The organism is Pseudomonas putida (assembly GCF_022627325.1).
GTDB classification, from domain to species: Bacteria; Pseudomonadota; Gammaproteobacteria; order Pseudomonadales; family Pseudomonadaceae; genus Aquipseudomonas; species Aquipseudomonas putida_X.
In genome coordinates, this window is record NZ_JAETZZ010000009.1 from 66,070 (window position 1) to 87,619 (window position 21,550).

Here is a 21,550-nt window from a genome sequence, read left to right on the forward strand (position 1 = left end):
GGGCTTACCCGCAATAGGGCCGGTACGAGCGCGCCGATCGGCGCCTCGGGTCGCATCGAATCCCGATCCATGTTTAACTTGAACGCTTGTTCAACGAAAAACGCTGGTCCGTTGCCGGTGTTCAACAGGAGGATTCCTTTGCTGAACCCGTTCATTCCGAACCTCACGTCAATCGACGAGGTGCATGCCCCATGAGTGCACCGACCCCTTCCAACAGCCAGATCCGCATGAACCCTCCGGTGTTCTATTTTGCGGCAAGTTTCATCCTCATCTTCGGCCTGGTGGTCATCGCCCAACCTCAAGCAGCGGGCGACTGGCTCTTGGCGGCGCAGAACTGGGCGGCCAATACGGTCGGCTGGTACTACATGCTGGCCATGACCCTGTACCTGGTCTTCGTGGTGGTCACCGCCTTGTCCGGCTACGGCAAGATCAAGCTCGGTGCCGACCACGACGAACCCGAGTTCAGCTACCTGTCGTGGGCCGGCATGTTGTTCGCCGCCGGTATCAGCATCACCCTGTTCTTCTTCTGCGTTTCCGAACCCCTGACCCACATGCTCCAGCCCCCCCAGGGTGAGGCGGGCACGGCGGAGGCAGGGCGCCAGGCGATGCAGATACTGTTCCTGCACTGGGGCCTGCATGGCTGGGGCGTGTTCGCCTTCGTCGGCATGGCGCTGGCCTATTTCGCCTACCGGCACAACCTGCCGCTGGCGTTGCGTTCGGCGCTGTACCCGCTGATTGGCAAACGTATCAACGGGCCGATCGGCTATGCGGTGGACGGCTTCGGCATTATCGCTACGGTGTTCGGCCTGGGGGCCGACATGGGCTTCGGCGTACTGCACCTCAATGCCGGCCTGGACTACTTGTTCGGCATCAGCCATAGCCAGTGGGTGCAAGTGATCCTCATCACCCTGATGATGGGCGCGGCCGTGGCGGTGGCAGTCGCTGGGGTGGAGAAGGGCGTGCGGGTGATGAGCGACATCAACCTGTTCCTGGCCTGTGCGCTGTTGCTGTTCGTGTTGTTCGCCGGCCCAACCCAGCACCTGTTCAACACCCTGATCCAGAACCTGGGTGATTACCTCGGCGCGCTACCCCGCAAGAGCTTCGACGTGTATGCCTACGGCGAAAACCGTGACTGGCTGGGTGGCTGGACGGTGTTCTACTGGGCCTGGTGGATTGCCTGGGCGCCGTTCGTAGGGCTGTTCATCGCCCGCATCTCGCGTGGCCGCACCATTCGTGAATTCGTCTTCGGAGTGCTGCTGATCCCGCTGGGCTTCACCCTGGCGTGGATGTCGATCTTCGGCAACAGCGCGCTGGACCAGGTACTGAACCATGGCATGACGGCGCTTGGGCAGTCGGCCATCGATAACCCGTCGATGAGCCTGTATCTGCTGCTGGAGACCTACCCGTGGAGCAAGGTCGTCATTGCAGTGACGGTATTCATCAGCTTCGTGTTCTTCGTCACCTCGGCAGACTCGGGCACGGTGGTGCTGTCGACCTTGTCCGCCAAGGACGGCGGTGCTGATGAAGACGGCCCGAACTGGTTGCGGATCTTCTGGGGCGCGATGACTGCGCTGATCACCAGCAGCCTGCTGTTCGCCGGCAGCATCGATTCGCTCAAATCGGCGGTGGTGCTGACCTCGTTGCCGTTCTCGTTGATCCTGCTATGCATGATGTGGGGGCTGCATAAGGCGTTCTACCTGGAGTCGCAGCGCCAGATCGCCCAGCTGCATTCGCTGGCCCCGTTCGCCCAGTCCCGCCGTGGCCGTGGTGGCTGGCGCCAGCGCCTGAGCCAGGCGGTGCATTTCCCGTCACGCGATGAGGTGTACCGCTTCATGGACGATGTGGTGCGCCCGGCGATTGCCGAAGTGCGCGAGGTGTTCGAGCAGAAAGGTCTGGTGTTGGTGACCCAGGATGATCCCAGCCACGACAATGTCAGCCTGAAAGTCGGCCACGGTGAGGAGCAGCCGTTCATCTATCAGGTGCAGATGCGGGGGTATTTCACACCGTCGTTCGCGCTGGGTGGGTTGGGCTCTCAAGACTTGAAGAACCGCCGTTATTACCGCGCGGAGGTGCATCTTAGCGAGGGCAGCCAGAACTACGACCTGGTGGGCTACAGCAAGGAGCAGATCATCAACGACATCCTCGACCAGTACGAACGGCATATGCAGTTCTTGCACCTGGTCCGCTAGAGCGCCGGGGCCGCTGCGCGGCCCTTTCGCCGGCAAGCCGGCTCCACAAGGATCCTGTAGGAGCCGGCTTGCCCGCCACCCTCAGAACGGCGCATCCCCCAGGATGGTCGCCCGATGCATCACCCGCCGGTTGGGTCGGTAATCATCCACCGCAAAATGCTGGGTGACGCGGTTGTCCCAGAACGCCACGTCGTTCTCCTGCCAACGCCAGCGGATGCTGAACTCCGGCCGCGTCGCATGGGTGAACAGCAGCTTGAGCAATGCTTCACTCTCCAGTTCGCTGAGCTCATTGATGCGTGTGGTGAACCCTTCATTGACGAACAACGCCTTGCGCCCGCTCACCGGGTGGGTACGCACTACCGGGTGCGACAGCGGCGGGTTGTTACGCCGGGTGGCTTCCCAGCGTGCCAGGTCTTCAGGCGTAGTGCCGAAGCGCTTGAGCGGGAACGACTGGGTGAAATCGTGCGTTGCAGTCAGGCCATCGAGCATCTCGCGCAGCGGCGCCGACAGGGCTTGGTACGCGGCAATGCCGCTGGCCCACAGGGTATCGCCGCCCCAGGCCGGCAACTGCTTGGCACTGAGCACCGCACCCAGCGCCGGGGTAGGCAGGAAGGTCACGTCGGTGTGCCACACGGCATTATCGCGTACGTCGGTGACCGCGGTGTCGAGGATCAGCACCTGCGGGGTTTGCGGGACGTTGGGATAGATCGGATGGATGTGCAGGTCGCCGAAGCGCGCGGCGAAGCGCGCTTGCTGCTCAGGCGTGATCGGCTGGACCCGGAAGAACAGCACCTGGTGTTGCAGCAGCGCCTGCTCGATGGCATCGCGCTGCTCGGCAGTCATCTCGCGGCTGATGTCCACACCGCTGATCTGGGCACCAAGGGCCGGGCTGAGGGGGGTAACGGTAAGCGTCATGTCTTTTTCACTCCAGGCGCCGGGTAGCCGGCGTGGTCGGTCAGCAACCCGTCAGTGGCTTTGCCCATGCCAGGGCACCAGCTTGCGCTGCAGGGCGCGCAGGCCCATCTCCAGGGCGAAGGCGATCAGGGCGATCAGCAGGATGCCCAGCACTACCACGTCAGTCACCAGGAACTGCGCCGCCGACTGCACCATGAAGCCCAGGCCGCTGGTGGCAGCGATCAGTTCGGCGGCTACCAGGGTCGACCAGCCCACACCCAGGCCGATACGGATGCCGGTGAGGATATCGGGCAGGGCACTGGGCAGGATCACGTGGCGGATCAGTTGTACCTTGGTCGCCCCCAGCGATTGCGCAGCGCGCAACCTGGCCGGGTCGACGGTGCGCACGCCGGTAGCCGTGGCGATCGCGATCGGGGCGAAGATTGCCAGGTAGATGAGCAGCACCTTGGACAGCTCGCCGATACCGCACCAGATGACGATCAGCGGCAGGTAGGCCAGGGGCGGTATGGGGCGGTAGAACTCGATCAGTGGGTCGAGAATGCCGCGGGCTACACGGTTGTAGCCGATGGCGATACCAACCGGGATGGCGGTCAGGGTCGCAGCAACCAGTGCCAGGCCGATGCGCCCCAGGCTCGCGCCCAGGTGTTGCCACAGGCTGGCGTCCATGTAGCCTTGGGTGAGCAAGCTCCAGGCTTTGGCCAGGATGTCGCTGGGCGCAGGCAGGAACAGGGGCTCGATCCAGCCGGCGGCGGTCACCAGCCACCAGACCAGCAGCAGGCTGGCCAGGGTTAGCGTGCTGATCCAGCGGGTGGAAAGCTGGCGGCGCGCTTTTTCGACGGGCCGCGCGTGGCTGTCGCGCTTGCTGGCGACCGGCAGATCGAGGCTGCTCATGCGTGCTCCTGCAGGCTTTGGCGTTGGGAGAAAACCCGCGCCAGCACATGCTCGCGGGTTTCAATGAAGCGGGGGTCAGACTTGATCGCCCGAGCCGACTCGCCAGCGGCATAACGTTGGCCGAAGCCCAGCTGCAGGCGCTCGACCACACGGCCCGGGTCTGGGGCCAGCAGCACCAGCTCGGTTGCAAGGAATACGGCTTCCTCAATGTCGTGAGTAATAAGGAACACCGGTTTGGCAGTGCGCTGCCAGACTTGCAGCAGCAGTTCCTGCATCTGCTCGCGGGTGAACGCGTCAAGGGCGCCGAACGGCTCGTCCATCAGCAGTACCCTTGGGTCGGCCGCCAGCGCGCGGGCCAGGCCCACACGCTGCTTCTGGCCGCCGGAGAGTTGCCAGGTGCGCCGCTCGCCAAAGCCATCCAGATCGACCAGGGCCAGCAGTTGCCGTGCCTTGGCCTCCCGCTCTGCGCGGGCCACACCGGCCAGCTCCAAACCGAAAGCGACATTGCCCAGCACGTTCTGCCACGGCAGCAGGGCATCGTCCTGAAACACCACGCCGCGTTCGGCGCCGGGGCCTTGCACCGCAACGCCGTCAAGGGTGATACGCCCGCCGCTGGGGGTGACGAAGCCCGCGATAAGGTTGAGCAGCGACGTCTTGCCGCTGCCGGAGGGCCCCAGCGCGACCAGCAACTGGCCTGGGCCCAGGCTGAGGTTGATGTCCGCCAGCACAGGGGTGCTGGCGCCGGGGTACTGTGCGCTGATGCGCTCCAGTTCTAGCAAGGCCATGACGGGCTCCGGATCAATTGGGCAGGAACTTGGCGCTGACGTAGGCCGAGTAGTCCGGCAACACGGCGTCGACCTTGCCTTGCTGCTTGAGGAAGGTGGCGGTGTCGGTCAGTGCTTGAGTGGTCGGTGCGCCCAGGGCGTTGGCCTGGTCGGCGGCCAGCGGGTAGACGTTACCCTCCAACAGCACCGGGATATCGCTGGCCTTGGCGCCGGACAGTTTCACCAGCTTGGCCACGTTGTCCTTGTTGGCCAGCCAGGCCGCCGGGTCTTTGCGGTAGTCGGCGTAGGCGTCGAGGGTGACCTTGGCAAAGGCTTTGACCACCTCGGGGTGCTTGTCGGCGAAGTCCTTGCGCACGATCCAGGCATCGAAGGTGGGTGCGCCTTTTTCTGCCAGTTCCCCGGAGGTGATCAGTACCTTGCCGTTTTCCTTGGCCACGCCCAGTGCCGGGTCCCAAACGTACGTGGCATCGATGTCACCGCGCTTCCAGGCCGCGATGATCGCCGGTGGGGCGAGGTTGAGGATCTGCACCTTGGACGGGTCGATGTTCCAGCTTTTGAGCGCGGCCAAGAGGCTGTAGTGGCCGGTCGAAACAAAAGGCACTGCGACTTTCTTGCCGATCAGGTCTTGTGGGGTCTTGATGCTGTCGCGGGCCACCAGCGCTTCGCCGGCGCCGATCTGGGTGGCGATCAGGAAGGTTTCCACCGGCAGCTTGCGGCTGGCAGCAGCGGCCAGCGGGCTGGAGCCCAGGTAGCCGATCTGCACGTCGCCGCTGGCCACCGCAGTGATCACATCGGCGCCGTTATCGAACTTGCGCCAGTCGATGCTGGCCTTGCTGGCTTTTTCGTAGTCGCCATCGACCTGGGCCACCTTGGCCGGGTCGACGGTGGTCTGGTAGGCGACGGTGAGGTCGGCGGCTTGGGCGAACCAGCTGGTGCCAGCGAGGGCCAGGGCAGCGAACAGGCGCAGTGGAGCGTGCGGGATCATGGTCGGACCTCTTGTCAGACAATCGAAGTGATGAATGGCAAGAAGGCTAGATGATCTAAGAAATATAAAATAAATAACTTTTTGGAATTAGCATAGGAGCCATTCGCTTTAAGACCTAGGGCGTGGCGGGGCTTTGGGGCGAAGACCTAGTGCGATGCTAGGTTTTTATCGGCTGCACAGATCAATTGGGAATAAAGCTATGAGCAAACGTTTGCAAATAACCTAAAGCTATTACAGGCCCGTGCCGATACAATTTTTGGCAGTAAAGGTTTCGACCATATGCCTTAAAAATCTTAGAAATTCATAAAACGGTCATTTTGGATTTATAGGATTGTCATTATCCTGTAGCACAGGTGGCGTCTTAGACTAAAGTCGTGAAATGTTCAGTAACGATTGACTTGTTGGTCATTCTTTGTGACTAAATCGCCAATCCACGGTGAGCGGGGCATCAGATCCTGCCGCCAGAGATACACAAAAATTAGAACGTAGAGGAGCAAAACATGTACAAGTCCAGCCTGGCTCTGGCCGTGGCACTGGGGGTTCTCGCCCAGCAAGCAGGCGCTGCCGGTTTCGTTGAAGACAGCAAACTGTCGCTTAGCTCGCGCACCATGTATTTCAATGGCGACAACCGTGACGGTGGTGCTGACAACCGTGAATCGGGTCAGGGCTTCAAGCTCGACTATCTGTCCGGTTTCACCGAAGGTACCGTTGGGTTTGGTGTTGATGTCCAGGCTCTGTGGGGCATTCATCTGGACGGCGGCCGTGGCAAGCATCCAGACACCAGCAGTTTCTTCCCAAGCGACTCCGACGGGTCCGCTGAGAGCCAGTGGGCACGTCTCGGTGCTAACGCCAAAGCTCGCTTCTCCAAGACTGAAGTCCACTACGGCAGCGCTCTGGCGCCAAACCTGCCAATCCTCGTTTCCAACGATGGCCGTCTGCTGCCCCAGACCTTCGAGGGTGGCACCATCCAGTCGAAGGAAATCGACAACCTGACCATCAACGCCGGTCAGTTGACCCACGCCATGGGTCGTGCATCGAGCAACCGTACCGGTCTTTCGGTACAGGGTGCTACCGAGGAGAGCAACAAGTTCCGCTACGCCGGTCTGGATTACAAGCTCACTCCCGACCTGACCTTGCAGTACTACTACTCGAATCTGGAAGACTTCTACAAGCAGCACTTCCTGGGTGCCACTCACGTCTTCAAGATTGCTGATGATCAGTCGTTCAAAACCGACCTGCGCTACTTCGATAGCAGCAAGGACGGTCGCAATGGTGAGGCTGGCTACGAGTTCAAAAACAACAACGGCTATGCCAAGAACCCAGGTGAAGTGGACAACAAGACTTGGTCCGCCATGTTCACCTACACGCTGGGTGGCCACGCTCTGATGTTGGGTCATCAGCAGGTCAGCGATGACGGTGGCTTCGTCTGGCTGAACCAAGGCAGCCTGGTCGATGAAGGCGCTGGCGGCTCCAGCTTCTACCTGTTCACCGACAGCATGATCAACCAGTTCGCCAAGGCCGGTGAAAACACCACCTTCGGTCAGTACTCGTATGACTTTGCTCGCCTGGGCGTGCCTGGCCTGAAAGCGTCCGTTTCCTACCTGCGTGGTGAAGACGGTCGCAGCACCAATGGTAACGGTACCTTCAGCGAGTGGGAGCGTGATGCTCGCGTTGATTACGTCCTGCAGGAAGGCACCCTTAAAGGTCTGGGCTTCAGCCTGCGCCAAGGCGTCTATCGCGGCACCGGTTCTGGCTCTGCTAACGATCAAGACCAGACCCGCTTCATCGTGAACTACACTTACAACTTCATGTAAGACGTAGTTGCGCAAAAGAGCCTCGCCTAGTGCGAGGCTTTTTTTTGCCCTTCGATTTCTTTAGTTTTTGGTTATAAATAAATCGTTATTTATTCTTTTTGTTTTTATCTGAATGAAGGCACATTGAACCCACAAGGCCAGTCCACAGCACAGGAGCCGCACCCCATGAGCCTCAAACTCGGCGACATCGCCCCCGATTTCGAACAGGATTCCAGCGAAGGCAAGATCCGCTTCCACGAGTGGCTTGGTAACAGCTGGGGCGTGCTGTTCTCTCACCCGGCCGACTTCACCCCGGTGTGCACCACCGAGCTGGGCCTGACCGCCAAGCTCAAGGACGACTTCGCCAAACGTGGGGTCAAGGCCATTGCCCTGTCCGTGGACCCGGTCGACTCGCACCACAAATGGATCGAGGACATCAACGAGACCCAGAACACCGTGGTCAACTTCCCGATCATCGCCGACGCCGACCGCAAGGTTTCCGACCTGTACGACCTGATACACCCGAACGCCAGCGACACCTTGACCGTGCGCTCGCTGTTCGTCATCGACCCGAACAAGAAGGTGCGCCTGACCATCACTTATCCGGCCAGTACCGGGCGCAACTTCAACGAAATACTGCGGGTAATCGACTCGCTGCAGCTCACCGACAACCACAAGGTCGCCACGCCGGGTAACTGGCAGGACGGCGACGAAGTAGTGATCGTGCCTTCGCTGAAGGATGAGGAAGAGATCAAGCAGCGCTTCCCGAAAGGCTACCGCGCCGTAAAACCCTACCTGCGACTCACCCCGCAACCTAATCGCTGAGGCGAGCTGCAAGCTGCAAGCTACAAGCTACAAGCTACAAGCTACAAGCGGGGCCAGTTTTTTCTTGAAGTTTGCGGCTTACAGCTTGCCACCTTACTCGCCCGTCAACGAGGCAAGCAGGTGCAACCCGAACCTACTCGCACAGGAGAGCGCCATGCGCACAGTCTTCTTGCGTCGTGGTCTGGTCGCCCTGTTTGCGGCGGCTGTGTCCTTCGGCGCCATTACCCAAGCCCAGGCTGAAAGCCTGCGTATCGGCTATCAGAAATACGGCACCCTGGTGCTGCTCAAAGCCAAGGGCACGCTGGAAAAGCGCCTGGCCGATCAGGGTGTCCAGGTGCAATGGACCGAATTCCCCGGTGGCCCGCAGCTGCTCGAAGGCTTGAATGTCGGCTCTATCGACTTTGGCGTAACCGGTGAAACGCCCCCGGTATTCGCTCAGGCTGCTGGGGCCGATCTGCTCTATGTGGCCTACGAACCGCCTGCGCCGCACAGTGAAGCGATCCTTGTCCCAAAGGGTTCGCCGGTCCAGTCGGTGAAGGAGCTCAAGGGCAAGAAGGTTGCCCTCAACAAAGGCTCGAACGTTCATTACCTGCTGGTCCGCGCCCTGGAAGAGGCGGGCCTCAAGTACAGCGACATACAGCCCGTCTACCTGCCGCCGGCCGATGCCCGCGCCGCGTTCGAGCGTGGCAGCGTCGATGCCTGGGTGATCTGGGACCCGTACCAGGCCGCCGCCGAACAGCAGCTGCAGGCACGCACCCTGCGTGACGGCAAAGCGCTGGTCGACAACCACCAGTTCTACCTGGCCACCCGCAACTACGCGACCCAGCATCCGGCTGTGATCAACGCCCTCATCGAAGAAGTACGCGCCGTGGGCAGATGGTCGCAGGCCAACCCTCAGGAAGTGACCGACCAGGTCGCTCCGCTGCTCGGGCTGCCCGCCGACATCACCCTGACCTCAGTCAAACGCCAAGGCTACGGTGCCGCGCCGCTGACACCCGAGGTGGTGGCCGCACAACAGAAAATCGCCGACACCTTCCACGCGCTGAAGCTGATCCCCAAGCCGCTGAGCATCAAGGACGTGATCTGGACACCCCCGGCCAAGGTCGCCAGCGCGCCTTGATCGATTCGCCTGTGCCGGGGCGCCGCTGTGGCCCTCGCCACCTTTGAGGAGACAACGCCAATGAGCCTTAACATTTTCTGGTTCCTCCCGACCCATGGTGACGGCAAGTACCTGGGCACATCCGAGGGCGCCCGCGCGGTCGACCACGGTTACCTGCAGCAGATCGCGCAGGCCGCCGACCGCCTTGGTTTTGCTGGGGTGCTGATCCCTACCGGGCGTTCCTGCGAGGACTCGTGGCTGGTGGCAGCGTCGCTGATTCCCGTGACCCAGCATCTGAAATTCCTGGTTGCCCTGCGCCCAGGCATCATTTCGCCGACCGTGGCAGCACGTCAGGCTGCAACGCTGGACCGCCTGTCCAATGGCCGTGCGCTGTTCAACCTGGTGACCGGTGGCGACCCCGATGAACTGGCGGGTGATGGGCTGCACCTGAACCACCAGGAGCGCTACGAAGCCTCGGTCGAGTTCACCCGTATCTGGCGCAAGGTGCTGGAAGGCGAAAACGTTGATTACGACGGCAAGCACATCCAGGTAAAGGGCGCCAAGCTGCTCTACCCGCCGATCCAGCAACCACGCCCGCCGCTGTATTTCGGCGGTTCGTCGCAGGCCGCTCAGGACCTGGCCGCCGAACAGGTCGAGTTGTACCTGACCTGGGGCGAGCCGCCGGCAGCCGTGGCCGAGAAGATCGCCCAGGTGCGTGAAAAAGCCGCTGCTCAAGGCCGCGAAGTACGCTTCGGCATTCGCCTGCACGTGATCGTGCGCGAAACCAACGAACACGCATGGGCTGCGGCTGACCGCCTGATCTCGCACCTGGACGATGACACCATCGCCCGTGCCCAGGCCTCGCTGGCGCGCTTCGACTCGGTGGGCCAGCAGCGCATGGCTGCGCTGCACGGCGGCAACCGTGACAACCTGGAAGTCAGCCCCAACTTGTGGGCAGGCGTTGGCCTGGTGCGTGGCGGTGCCGGCACCGCCCTGGTGGGCGATGGCCCGACTGTCGCGGCGCGGGTGAAGGAATATGCCGACCTGGGGATCGATACCTTCATCTTCTCGGGTTATCCACACCTGGAAGAAGCGTATCGGGTTGCCGAACTGCTGTTCCCGCACCTCGATGTACAGCGCCCGGAGCAACCGAAAACCGGAGGCTACGTAAGCCCGTTCGGCGAGATGGTGGCCAACGACATCCTGCCCAAGTCTGTGTCGCAGAGCTGAGGGCCGGGCCATGAGTCGTGCAACATCCTCCACCCTGACCCAGCGCCTGGCGCCGTGGGCACTGCCGGTGCTGCTGTTGGCAGTCTGGCAACTGGCGGTCAGCGCTGGCTGGCTGTCGACGCGCATCTTGCCAGCACCTAGCGCAGTGGTCAGCGCAGGTGTCGAGCTGGTGCGTAGCGGCGATATCTGGACCCACCTGGCCATCAGCGGCTGGCGTGCCGGCCTGGGGTTTCTGATCGGTGGCAGCATTGGGCTGGTGCTGGGCTTCATCACCGGCCTGTCGAACTGGGGCGAGCGCCTGCTCGACAGCTCGGTGCAGATGATCCGCAACGTGCCGCATCTGGCGCTGATCCCGCTGGTGATCCTGTGGTTCGGTATCGACGAGTCGGCAAAGATCTTCCTGGTCGCGCTGGGCACGCTGTTCCCGATCTACCTGAACACCTACCACGGCATCCGCAATGTCGACCCGGCGCTGGTGGAAATGGCGCGCAGCTACGGCTTGTCCGGCTTCAGCCTGTTCCGTCAGGTGATCCTGCCGGGTGCACTGCCATCGATCCTGGTGGGCGTGCGCTTCGCACTGGGTTTCATGTGGCTGACCCTGATCGTGGCCGAGACCATTTCAGCGAACGCCGGCATCGGTTACCTGGCGATGAACGCCCGTGAGTTCCTGCAGACCGACGTGGTGGTACTGGCCATCGTTCTGTATGCCGTGCTCGGCAAACTTGCCGACCTCGCCGCTCGTGGCCTGGAGCGTGTGTGGCTGCGCTGGCACCCGGCCTATCAAGTGGCCAGGAAGGAGGGCGCATGACCGTGCTCAAGGAACAGCCGCCACGCCTGTTGCGTGGCATCCCGCTGGCCTGCAACGGCCTGCGCAAGACCTTTGGCCAGCGCGAAGTCTTGAAGGGCATCGACCTGCACATTCCGGCGGGGCAGTGCGTGGCCATCGTTGGCCGCAGCGGCTGCGGCAAAAGCACCCTGTTGCGGCTGCTGGCCGGGCTCGACCAGCCTACGGGCGGGCAGTTGCTGGCCGGCGCTGCGCCGCTGGAAGAGGCCCGTGAAGAAACCCGCCTGATGTTCCAGGACGCTCGCTTGCTGCCGTGGAAGAAGGTGATCGACAACGTTGGCCTGGGCCTGTCGGGTGACTGGCGCCCCCGTGCGCTGCAAGCGCTGGAGGCGGTTGGCCTGGCTGACCGCGCCAATGAATGGCCGGCAGCCCTGTCGGGTGGCCAGAAACAGCGCGTGGCCTTGGCGCGTGCGCTGATCCACCAGCCACGCCTGCTGCTGCTGGACGAGCCGCTGGGTGCGCTGGATGCATTGACCCGTATCGAGATGCAGCAACTGATAGAACGCCTGTGGCGTGAGCACGGCTTCACCGTGCTGCTGGTCACTCACGATGTCAGCGAGGCGGTTGCCGTGGCTGACCGGGTGATCCTGATCGAAGACGGCGAAGTCGGGCTCGACCTCACCGTCGACCTGGCACGGCCCCGCGCGCGCGGTACACACCGCCTGGCCGCGCTGGAAAGCGAAGTGCTCAACCGTGTTCTGTCGGCACCGGGCACTGCGCCCGAGCCGGACCCTGTAGCCCCTCTGCCCATGCAATTGCGTTGGGCGCATTGAATGACTCACTCACCAGCCTGAAGCCATAGAGAAGGAATGACATCATGACCATCAAAGCCATCAACGTCCGTAACCAGTTCAAAGGCACCGTGAAAGAAATCCTCGAAGGCCCGGTACTGTCGGAAATCGACGTGCAGACGGCCTCAGGTATCGTCACATCCGTGATCACCACCCGCTCGGTAAAAGAGCTGGAGCTGCAGGTGGGCAGTGAAGTGATTGCGTTCGTGAAGTCCACCGAGGTGTCCATCGCCAAGCTGTAATGGCCGTGGCGGCGCTGTGCGACCCAGTCGCGGCTTGGACCGCGAATGGGCCGCCATATGGCGTCAGGCGAGTCCCAGCCCGCGTGACCAATCGCTCCGCACCGCGCCTCGCTCTTGCAGCTACAACTGAGGGCCTGGCTCAGGGCGCTGTGTGGCGTTTACCCAGAAACGGTGGCAGGTAGAGCCCCAGATACGCCTCGCATACCCGCATCCCTTCTTCTGCCATGCGCGGCGTGATCTGTTCATGCAGCTGCATCGAGCGGGCATAGACCCGGTCACTGAGCTCCATGGCCAAGGCAAACACATCCACATCCAGCGGCATCGCCGGCAGGTGGAAATGCTGGTCGAACAGCTTGTGCATCAAGTCGCCCAGTTCCATGTCGTGCTGCCGGTCGGCCTGCACCACTTCGCTCAGGCCATGCTGCGCCAGAATCAGCTGCCGCGCCGCCGCATCCTCGTTGTAGATGGCAAGCATGCGCTCTTCGATCAGCCGTGACAGTTGCTGCCAGGTGCCCAATGCGCTGCTGTCGATCGGTGCGCTCAGGGCTTCGCGAAACGCCCGGTGCACATCGGCTGTCAGGGCTTCCAGCAAGGCCGGTACGCTGGCGAAGAAGTGATACACCGACGAGGGTGGAATCTGCGCCCGCTCGGCCACGCTGTAGATGGAAAGTGCCGCCACCCCTTGTTCAGCCAGCAGTTCGCGCGCCGCCGCCAGGATGGCTTCGATCCTGGCCTGGCTGCTGGCGCGCGGCTTGCGCGGGGTGGTCGAGCGGTTCATCAGTTGCTGATTGCCAGGATACTGGCCTGGTAGGCGCCGACGAACAGGTCGAAGTCACCGACTTCGTCTTGCTCCAGCTCGGACTGCTTGGCGAGCGATTCGCGTGCCAGCGTTTCGAATGCCTGCTGCTTGTCGTTGCTCAGTGGCTGCTCGCGGAAAGCCTCGGCGTGGAGCCGGCTTTGGCGAAGCGAGAACTGGACGAAGCTTTCGTCATGCTCGGCCATGCGTGCCAACACCTGGGCAGAGGGGGTCAGCGAGGCGTCGTCGACCTTGGCCTGCTGGGCATCCAGGGCCTTGGCGTGCTCATCAGAGCCTTGCGCCTGGTCGAGCAGGTTGGCCAATAGCCGGATACGCTCGATCAGTTCACTGGCCCAGTCTTTCAGGCCGATCGGCAGGCCATTGCGGTGCAGCTCAAGGCCTGGGCGACGGCCTTCCTTGACCACGGTCAGGAAGTTGTCGGTGCACTGGCCGCATTCGCCGTTGTCCAGCTGTGGGCTGTCTTTCAGCGCACAGAACAGCAGGAACGCATCGATGAAGCGCGCCTCGGTGAGGTCGATGCCTACCGGCAGGAACGGGTTGATGTCCAGGCAACGCACCTCGACATACTGCACGCCGCGGGAGGTCAGGGCCTGGATCGGCCGTTCGCCGGTGTAGGTGACACGTTTGGGGCGAATGTTCGAGTAGTACTCGTTCTCGATCTGCAGGATGTTGGTGTTCAACTGCACCCATTCGCCGTCGACATGCGTGCCGATCTCGACGTAGGGCGGGTAGGGCGTGCCCACTGCCTTGCGCAGGCTGTCGGTATAACTGGCCAGGTTGTTGTAGCAGGGCGTCAGGCCCGCCTGAGCATTGCTCTGGTAACCCAGGTCGCTCATGCGCAGGCTGGTGGCGTAGGGCAGGTACAGGGTTTCGGCGTCCAGCTCTTCGAGCTGGTGCGGGCGACCGCGCAGGAAGCCTTTGTCCAGGGCTGGCGACGCACCGAACAGGTACATCAGCAGCCAGCTGTAACGGCGGAAGTTGCGGATCAGCGCAATGTAAGCCGCCGATTGATAGTCGCGGTCGCTCTGATCGTTGCCTTCGGCGGCGCGCAGCAGGGGCCACAGCGCTTCAGGCAACGAGAAGTTGTAGTGGATGCCGGCGATGCACTGCATGGTGCGGCCGTAGCGCAGGGCCAGGCCCTTGCGGTAGACGTGCTTCAGCTTGCCGATGTTCGAGGTCCCGTACTCGGCGATCGGGATGTCCTCCTCGGCCGGCAGCGTGCACGGCATCGACGGGCTCCACAGCAGTTCGTCGCCAAGCTTGCTGTAGACGAAACGGTGGGTTTGCTCGAGGCTTTCCAACACCTGGGCCGGGTCAGCCAGGGCCGGGGTGATGAACTCCAGCAGCGACTCGGAATAATCGGTGGTTATCTGCTCGTTGGTCAGCGCCGAACCCAGGCTTTCCGGGTGTGGGGTCTGAGCCAGGCGACCTTCGTCGGTGACGCGCAGGCATTCGCGCTCAATACCGTGCAGGCACTGCTTGAGCAGGGGAAGATTGGCGCCGAGCAGGCTCAGGCGGCGGTTGAGGAGGTCGCTCAAGATGGTTTCCTTCACGCATCAGTCGCCCCAATATGGGGGTAGAGTTGACGGTCTACAAGGGTAGGAGGAAAGGAACTGGCGTTGTCGCCTGGTTTACGCGGTTACGGCAGTGCCAGCGCACTGCCGCAAAATACCGCAGATACCATTTGGTGAGCTAGAGAACTGCGAAGGTTCCCTGCGCTTTGGCGACCAGTTTGTCGCCTTGGACTACGTCGGCGTCGACCACCAAGGTCCGCCGGCCGGCGTGCAGCACCCGCGCCGTGCACAGTACCTCGCCGTCACCGACCGCGCGCATGTAGTTGATCTTGCATTCGATGGTCACGCTCTGCTGGTCAAAGCCATGGCTGGCCGAGCAGGCCAGGCCCATGGCGATGTCCACCAGGCTGAAGATGGCCCCGCCATGCAGCTTCTGGCCGCGGTTGCGCAGGTGCGGCTCAAGCGCCAGAGCCACCTCTGCGACGCCGATGTCCAGGCGTTGCAGGCGGCAGCCCAGCAGCTGGCTGTAGGCGCTTTCAACCAGCGCCTTGGGGATCTCCATCACTTCTTCTTCAACTGCTTGGCGTTGGCAAAGAGCGCAGCCATGGCGTTGTTCGTCGGTGCGGCGCTAGCGGTTTCGCGCTGGCGCGGTGCCTGCTGCTGGCGGTTGCCGCCATTGCCACGGTTGCCACCGCGGTTGCCTTCGACTTTTTCGCCCGGGGTATCGCTCATGCGCATGGACAGGCCGACACGCTTGCGCGGGATGTCCACTTCCATGACCTTGACCTTGACCACGTCGCCGGCCTTGACCGCCTCGCGCGGGTCCTTGACGAACTTCTCGGAAAGCGCCGAGATGTGCACCAGGCCGTCCTGGTGCACGCCGATGTCGACGAACGCACCGAAGTTGGTGACGTTGGTGACCACGCCTTCGAGAATCATGCCAGGCTCCAGGTCCTTGAGGTCTTCGACGCCGTCCTGGAAGGTGGCGGTCTTGAACTCGGGGCGCGGGTCACGCCCGGGCTTGTCCAGTTCCTGGAGGATGTCGGTGACGGTGGGCAGGCCGAAGGTTTCGTCGGTGAACTGCTTGGGGTCCAGGCGCTTGAGGAAGCCGCTGTCGCCGATGAGCGAGCGGATGTCACGGCCGGTGTCGGCGGCGATGCGTTTCACCAGCGGGTAGGCCTCCGGGTGCACGGCGGAGGCATCCAGCGGGTTGTCGCCGTTCATGACGCGCAGGAAGCCGGCGGCTTGCTCGAAGGTTTTTTCGCCCAGCCGGCTGACCTTCTTGAGTGCGGCACGGGTGGCGAACGGGCCATTGGCATCGCGGTGCGCGACGATGTTCTGCGCCAGGGTGGCGTTGAGGCCAGAGATACGGGTCAGCAGCGCGACCGAAGCGGTGTTGACGTCCACACCCACGGCGTTCACACAGTCTTCGACCACAGCGTCCAGCCCGCGCGCCAGCTTCACCTGGGATACATCGTGCTGATACTGGCCGACACCGATGGATTTGGGGTCGATCTTCACCAGTTCGGCCAGTGGGTCCTGCAGGCGGCGGGCAATCGACACGGCGCCACGGATCGAGACGTCCAGGTCAGGGAATTCACGGGCAGCCAGCTCCGATGCCGAGTACACCGACGCTCCGGCTTCGGACACCATGATCTTGGTGATCTTCAGTGCTGGGTATTTTTTAACCAGCTCAGCGATCAGCTTGTCGCTTTCGCGGCTGGCGGTGCCGTTGCCAATGGCGATCAGCTCCACCGAGTGCTTGGCGCACAGCGCGGCCAGTACCGAAATCGTGCGGTCCCAGTCGTTGCGTGGCGCGTGCGGATAGACCGTAGCGGTGTCCAGCAGCTTGCCGGTGGCATCGACCACTGCGACCTTGCAGCCGGTACGCAGGCCCGGGTCGAAGCCCAGGGTGGCACGCGGGCCGGCCGGGGCGGCCAGCAGCAAGTCATGCAGGTTGTGGGCGAAGACATTGATCGCCTCGCTTTCGGCGTTGTCGCGCAACTCACCGAACAGGTCGGTTTCCAGGTGGGTGTACAGCTTGACCTTCCAGGTCCAGCGCACCACCTCGCCCAGCCACTTGTCAGCCGGGCGATTGCGGTTTTCCACGCCGAAGTGGCCGCCAATCATCATTTCGCAGGGGTGCAGGGTGCCCGGCAGCTCTTCGCCGACTTTCAGCGATGCGCTCAGCACGCCTTCGTTACGGCCACGGAAAATAGCCAGTGCGCGGTGCGACGGGCAGTTGCGCAGCAGTTCGTCATGGGCGAAATAGTCGCGGAACTTGGCGCCTTCCTCTTCCTTGCCAGCCACCACGCGGGCGCTGAGCACCGCCTCCTGCTTGAGGAAGTTGCGCAGCTTGTCGAGCAGGGCAGCGTCTTCGGCGAAGCGCTCCATGAGGATGTACTTGGCGCCCTCGAGGGCGGCCTTGACGTCGGCGACACCCTTTTCGGCATCGACGAAGCGCGCTGCTTCGCTTTCCGGCGCCAGTTGCGGGTCGTTGAACAGGCCGTCGGCCAACTCGCCCAGGCCCGCTTCCAGGGCGATCTGGCCCTTGGTGCGGCGCTTTTGCTTGTAGGGCAGGTAAAGGTCTTCGAGGCGGGTCTTGGTGTCGGCCAGCTTGATCTCGCGGGCCAGTTCAGGGGTCAGCTTGCCCTGTTCCTCGATGCTGGACAGGATGCTCGCACGGCGGTCGTCCAGCTCGCGCAGGTAGCGCAGGCGCTCTTCCAGGTGCCGCAACTGGGTGTCGTCCAGGCTACCGGTCACTTCCTTGCGGTAACGGGCGATGAAGGGCACGGTCGAGCCCTCGTCCAACAGGCCCACGGCCGCCTCGACCTGCTGAGGGCGTACGCCCAGTTCCTCGGCGATACGGCTGTTGATGCTGTCCATGTAAACCACCTGACAATTGTGAATACGGGGGCTGCGAGGCGCTTGTTCCGCCCGGCGGCGCTGGATGAAAGCCGCGCATTATACCCATCGGAGAAGGCTTGCGGTGATGGCGCCAGGCCAGTCGCCGAGGCCGGGAACTGGCGCCGGGGGAAAAATCTGCTAACAATGCTCACGGCACGCGTGGCAATGGCTACGCCATAATGCGCGGCGATCTCAGAGGAGTTATTCATGACCGGCACCGCAAATACCGCTGAAGGTGACAAGATTCTCATCGTCGACGACGATCCGGGGCTCAGCAGCCTGCTGGAACGTTTCTTCACCAGCAAGGGCTACCGTGCCCGCGCGGTGCCCAACACCGAACAGATGGACCGCCTGCTGCAGCGCGAGGTGTTCAACCTGGTGGTGCTCGACCTGATGCTGCCCGGCGAGGATGGCTTGTCAGCGTGCAAGCGCCTGCGCCAGTCGAACAACCAGATCCCGATCATCATGCTCACCGCCAAGGGTGACGAGCTCAGCCGCATCAAGGGGCTTGAGCTGGGCGCTGACGATTACCTGGGCAAGCCGTTCAACCCGGACGAGCTGATGGCGCGGGTCAAGGCCGTGTTGCGCCGTCAGGCACCGACGGTGCCGGGCGCCCCGGGCAGCGAGGACGAGTTGGTCACCTTCGGCGATTACGAGCTGTCGCTGGCCACCCGTGAACTCAAGCGTGGTGAAGAGGTGCACATGCTCACCACCGGTGAGTTCGCCGTGCTCAAGGCGCTGGTCATGCACGCCCGCGAGCCGTTGACCCGCGACAAGCTGATGAACCTGGCCCGTGGCCGAGAGTGGGATGCCCTGGAGCGCTCGATCGACGTACAGATCTCGCGCCTGCGCCGCATGATCGAACCGGACCCGTCCAAACCGCGGTATATCCAGACTGTGTGGGGCGTAGGTTACGTCTTCGTACCGGACGGAAACGCCAGCAAATGAACGCTGGCCTTCGATGAAAACTCCGGTCTGGTTCCCGCAGAGCTTCTTCGCCCGTACCCTGTGGCTGGTGCTGATCGTCGTCCTGTTCTCCAAGGCGTTGACCCTGGTCTACCTGCTGATGAACGAGGACGTGCTGGTCGATCGGCAATACAGCCATGGTGTGGCGCTGACGCTGCGCGCCTATTGGGCGGCCGATGAAGAAAACCGCGACAAGATTGCCGAAGCCGCAGGCCTGATCCGGGTGACCGGCTCTGGCGTGCCAGAGGGCGAGCAGCACTGGCCCTACAGCGAAATCTATCAACGCCAGATGCAGGCCGAGCTGGGCGAGGACACCGAAGTGCGCTTGCGCATCCACGCACCGCCGGCGTTGTGGGTCAACGCGCCAAGCCTCGGCCCAGGCTGGCTGAAAGTGCCGCTTTATCCGCACCCGTTGCGGGGCCAGAAGATCTGGAACGTGCTTGGCTGGTTCCTGGCCATCGGCCTGTTGTCCACCGCTTCGGCATGGATCTTCGTGCGCCAGCTCAACCAGCCGCTCAAACGCCTGGTGTTCGCTGCCCGCCAGTTGGGCCAGGGTCGCAGTGTGCGTCTGCCGATCAGCGATACGCCGAGCGAAATGACCGAGGTGTATCGCGCGTTCAACCAGATGGCCGAGGATGTCGAGCAGGCCGGGCGTGAGCGCGAGTTGATGCTGGCGGGGGTGTCCCACGATTTGCGCACGCCACTGACGCGTCTGCGTCTGTCGCTGTCCTTGCTCAACAGTGACAACGACCTGAGCGACGACATGGTCCGCGACATCGAAGACATGGATGCGATTCTTGACCAGTTCCTGGCTTTCATTCGCGATGGCCGCGACGAGCCGCTGGAGGAGGTCGACCTGGCCGACCTGGTGCGCGAAGTGGTGGCGCCCTACAACCAGCCGCAAGAGCGTGTGCGCTTGTGCCTCGAGCCTATTCCGCCATTCCCGCTGCGACGGGTTTCGCTCAAGCGCATGCTGGGCAACCTGATCGGTAATGCGCTGCATCATGCGGGCAAGGGGGTCGAGGTGGCCGCCTATGTGTCGGGCGATGAGAGCGCGCCCTATGTGGTGCTGAGCGTGCTGGACCGGGGCGCGGGGATCGATGAGTCGGAGCTGGAGACCATCTTCAACCCGTTCATTCGTGGGGACCGGGCGCGGGGTGGCAAGGGCACCGGGCTGGGGCTGGCGATCGTCAAGCGGATCGCCGCCCAGCATGGCGGTAATGTCGAGTTGCGCAACCGCTCCGGGGGCGGGATCGAGGCGCGGGTGAGGTTACCGTTGGGGCTGTTGCTGCCGCGTAACGCGGTGTGAGCTTTCGCTGCCGACGATGGGGCTGCACGGCAGCCCCGAAGCCTCAGCCCTTGCCCTTGGTCCGGGTCTGATTCGGCCCGCCATTTTTCTCCAGATGCTCGATGATCATACCGGCCACGTTCTTGCCGGTTGTCACCTCGATACCTTCCAGCCCCGGTGAGGAATTCACCTCCATCACCAGCGGGCCGTGGTTGGAGCGCAGAATATCCACCCCCGCCACACTCAGGCCCATCACCTTGGCCGCACGAATGGCGGTTATACGTTCTTCGGGGGTGATCTTGATCAGGCTGGCCACCCCGCCCCGATGCAGGTTGGAGCGGAACTCGCCTGGTTTGGCCTGGCGCTTCATCGAAGCAATCACCTTGTCGCCTACCACGAAGCAGCGGATATCGGCACCGCCGGCCTCCTTGATGTACTCCTGAACCATGATGTTCTGTTTCAGGCCCATGAACGCTTCGATCACTGACTCGGCTGCTTGGGTCGTCTCGCACAACACCACGCCGATGCCTTGCGTGCCTTCCAGTACCTTGATGACCAGGGGGGCGCCATTGACCATCTGGATCAGGTCGGGGATGTCGTCCGGCGAGTGGGCGAACCCGGTAATGGGCAGGCCGATGCCGCGCCGGGACAACAACTGCAACGAACGCAGCTTGTCACGCGAACGGGCGATGGCCACCGACTCGTTGAGCGGGTAAACGCCCATCATCTCGAACTGGCGCAGCACCGCGCAGCCGTAGAACGTCACTGAGGCGCCGATGCGTGGGATCACTGCATCGAAGCCCTCCAGCGGCTTGCCGCGGTAATGGATCTGCGGCTTGTGGCTGGCGATGTTCATGTAGGCCCGCAAGGTATCGATCACCACCATTTCATGGCCACGCTGAGTGCCGGCTTCGACCAGCCGGCGGGTGGAATACAGACGCGGATTGCGCGACAGCACAGCGATCTTCATGCAGCACCTGTGACAGGAGATAGGGTGGCCGGGTAGGCCGGTTTGTCTTGCACGTACTTGAGCCCCGGGTTGACCACCAACTGGCCGTGAATGAGCGCCTTGGAGCCAAGCAGCAGGCGATAGCGCATGTTCTTGCGGCAGGCGAGGGTGAACTCTACCTCCCAGAGGCCATCGCCCAACGCCAACGATGTGCGGATCACGTAACGGGTCTGGGCGTGGCCGTTGGAGCTCTTGATGGTCTTCATCGTCACCAGTGGGGCTTCGCAGCGGCGGTGGCGCAATTGCACGACCGAACCCAGGTGAGCCGTAAAGCGCACCCACGGCTGGCCGTCGCGTTCGAAAGGCTCCACCTCGGTAGCGTGCAGGCTGGAGGTGCTGGCACCGGTATCGATCTTGGCGCGCAGGCCCGCCACGCCGAGGTCGGGCAAAGCGACCCACTCACGCAGGCCGATTACAGTCAGATGGTCAAATGTCTTCACGAAGCACACCCTGCGAATGA

The 21,550-nt window shown here is 62.7% G+C and carries 20 protein-coding genes; 10 read left to right on the plus strand and 10 right to left on the minus strand.

Annotated elements, in window-relative coordinates; genetic code table 11:
- Positions 1-227 precede the first annotated feature (227 nt).
- Entirely contained in the window at positions 228-2,189 is a 1,962-nt protein-coding gene (gene betT / locus JNA92_RS15430) for a choline transporter BetT (protein WP_241805702.1), read from the plus strand.
- 81 nt (positions 2,190-2,270) lie between these two features.
- Here the strand turns inward: betT and tauD are convergent, their stop codons facing one another.
- Genes tauD through tauA form a run of 4 tightly spaced genes read right to left on the minus strand, consistent with a single transcriptional unit; the run spans position 2,271 to position 5,765 of the window.
- The gene (gene tauD, locus JNA92_RS15435) at positions 2,271-3,104 is read right to left on the minus strand and encodes a taurine dioxygenase (protein WP_241805502.1); all 834 of its coding nucleotides are present in this window, start codon (positions 3,102-3,104) and stop codon (positions 2,271-2,273) included.
- A gap of 51 nt (positions 3,105-3,155) precedes the next feature.
- Positions 3,156-3,995, minus strand: coding sequence for a taurine ABC transporter permease TauC (gene tauC, locus JNA92_RS15440; RefSeq protein ID WP_241805503.1), 840 nt, complete (start codon positions 3,993-3,995; stop codon positions 3,156-3,158).
- Positions 3,992-4,780 (minus strand): taurine ABC transporter ATP-binding subunit, encoded by a 789-nt coding sequence (tauB, locus tag JNA92_RS15445; protein ID WP_241805504.1) that lies wholly within the window; start codon positions 4,778-4,780, stop codon positions 3,992-3,994. The genes tauC and tauB overlap by 4 nt, the downstream gene beginning before the upstream one ends.
- Positions 4,781-4,793: 13 nt before the next feature.
- A complete protein-coding gene (gene tauA / locus JNA92_RS15450; protein ID WP_241805505.1) occupies positions 4,794-5,765 on the minus strand; it encodes a taurine ABC transporter substrate-binding protein in 972 nt (323 codons plus the stop codon).
- A 500-nt stretch (positions 5,766-6,265) separates the two neighbouring features.
- Here tauA and JNA92_RS15455 point away from each other — a divergent pair, with 500 nt between their 5' ends.
- From JNA92_RS15455 to JNA92_RS15485, 7 genes are all read left to right on the plus strand, one after another.
- Positions 6,266-7,579 carry an OprD family porin gene (locus JNA92_RS15455; protein ID WP_241805506.1) on the plus strand — a complete coding sequence of 438 codons (1,314 nt, stop codon included), beginning with the start codon at positions 6,266-6,268 and terminating at the stop codon, positions 7,577-7,579.
- A gap of 165 nt (positions 7,580-7,744) precedes the next feature.
- Positions 7,745-8,383 (plus strand): peroxiredoxin, encoded by a 639-nt coding sequence (locus tag JNA92_RS15460; RefSeq protein WP_016497546.1) that lies wholly within the window; start codon positions 7,745-7,747, stop codon positions 8,381-8,383.
- A 154-nt stretch (positions 8,384-8,537) separates the two neighbouring features.
- The gene (locus JNA92_RS15465) at positions 8,538-9,503 is read left to right on the plus strand and encodes a sulfonate ABC transporter substrate-binding protein (protein WP_241805507.1); all 966 of its coding nucleotides are present in this window, start codon (positions 8,538-8,540) and stop codon (positions 9,501-9,503) included.
- 60 nt (positions 9,504-9,563) lie between these two features.
- Positions 9,564-10,712, plus strand: coding sequence for an FMNH2-dependent alkanesulfonate monooxygenase (ssuD, locus tag JNA92_RS15470; protein ID WP_241805508.1), 1,149 nt, complete (start codon positions 9,564-9,566; stop codon positions 10,710-10,712).
- Positions 10,713-10,722: 10 nt separating this feature from the next.
- Positions 10,723-11,520: an aliphatic sulfonate ABC transporter permease SsuC gene (gene ssuC / locus JNA92_RS15475; RefSeq protein ID WP_241805509.1), complete on the plus strand. Its 798-nt coding sequence runs from the start codon at positions 10,723-10,725 to the stop codon at positions 11,518-11,520.
- A complete protein-coding gene (gene ssuB, locus JNA92_RS15480) occupies positions 11,517-12,329 on the plus strand; it encodes an aliphatic sulfonates ABC transporter ATP-binding protein (protein WP_241805510.1) in 813 nt (270 codons plus the stop codon). Before ssuC ends, ssuB begins: the two co-directional genes overlap by 4 nt.
- A gap of 44 nt (positions 12,330-12,373) precedes the next feature.
- Positions 12,374-12,589, plus strand: coding sequence for a TOBE domain-containing protein (locus JNA92_RS15485; RefSeq protein ID WP_008095172.1), 216 nt, complete (start codon positions 12,374-12,376; stop codon positions 12,587-12,589).
- Positions 12,590-12,728: 139 nt separating this feature from the next.
- On the opposite strand, the gene JNA92_RS15490 is transcribed toward JNA92_RS15485, so the two are convergent.
- The 4 genes from JNA92_RS15490 to JNA92_RS15505 form a co-directional block, all read right to left on the minus strand.
- Entirely contained in the window at positions 12,729-13,367 is a 639-nt protein-coding gene (locus JNA92_RS15490) for a TetR/AcrR family transcriptional regulator (RefSeq protein WP_241805511.1), read from the minus strand.
- A complete protein-coding gene (gene gshA, locus JNA92_RS15495; RefSeq protein WP_277818178.1) occupies positions 13,367-14,944 on the minus strand; it encodes a glutamate--cysteine ligase in 1,578 nt (525 codons plus the stop codon). The genes JNA92_RS15490 and gshA overlap by 1 nt, the downstream gene beginning before the upstream one ends.
- Positions 14,945-15,098: 154 nt before the next feature.
- Entirely contained in the window at positions 15,099-15,482 is a 384-nt protein-coding gene (locus tag JNA92_RS15500) for a PaaI family thioesterase (RefSeq protein WP_241805513.1), read from the minus strand.
- Positions 15,482-17,806: a Tex family protein gene (locus JNA92_RS15505; RefSeq protein ID WP_241805514.1), complete on the minus strand. Its 2,325-nt coding sequence runs from the start codon at positions 17,804-17,806 to the stop codon at positions 15,482-15,484. Before JNA92_RS15505 ends, JNA92_RS15500 begins: the two co-directional genes overlap by 1 nt.
- A 228-nt stretch (positions 17,807-18,034) precedes the next feature.
- Between JNA92_RS15505 and ompR the strand changes: the two genes are divergently transcribed.
- A complete protein-coding gene (gene ompR / locus JNA92_RS15510; protein ID WP_241805515.1) occupies positions 18,035-18,775 on the plus strand; it encodes an osmolarity response regulator transcription factor OmpR in 741 nt (246 codons plus the stop codon).
- A gap of 13 nt (positions 18,776-18,788) precedes the next feature.
- Positions 18,789-20,102, plus strand: coding sequence for an ATP-binding protein (locus tag JNA92_RS15515; protein ID WP_012316722.1), 1,314 nt, complete (start codon positions 18,789-18,791; stop codon positions 20,100-20,102).
- 43 nt (positions 20,103-20,145) lie between these two features.
- On the opposite strand, the gene rimK is transcribed toward JNA92_RS15515, so the two are convergent.
- Positions 20,146-21,051, minus strand: coding sequence for a 30S ribosomal protein S6--L-glutamate ligase (rimK, locus tag JNA92_RS15520; RefSeq protein ID WP_012316721.1), 906 nt, complete (start codon positions 21,049-21,051; stop codon positions 20,146-20,148).
- A complete protein-coding gene (locus JNA92_RS15525) occupies positions 21,048-21,530 on the minus strand; it encodes an ATP-dependent zinc protease family protein (RefSeq protein WP_241805516.1) in 483 nt (160 codons plus the stop codon). The genes rimK and JNA92_RS15525 overlap by 4 nt, the downstream gene beginning before the upstream one ends.
- Positions 21,531-21,550: the final 20 nt, after the last annotated feature.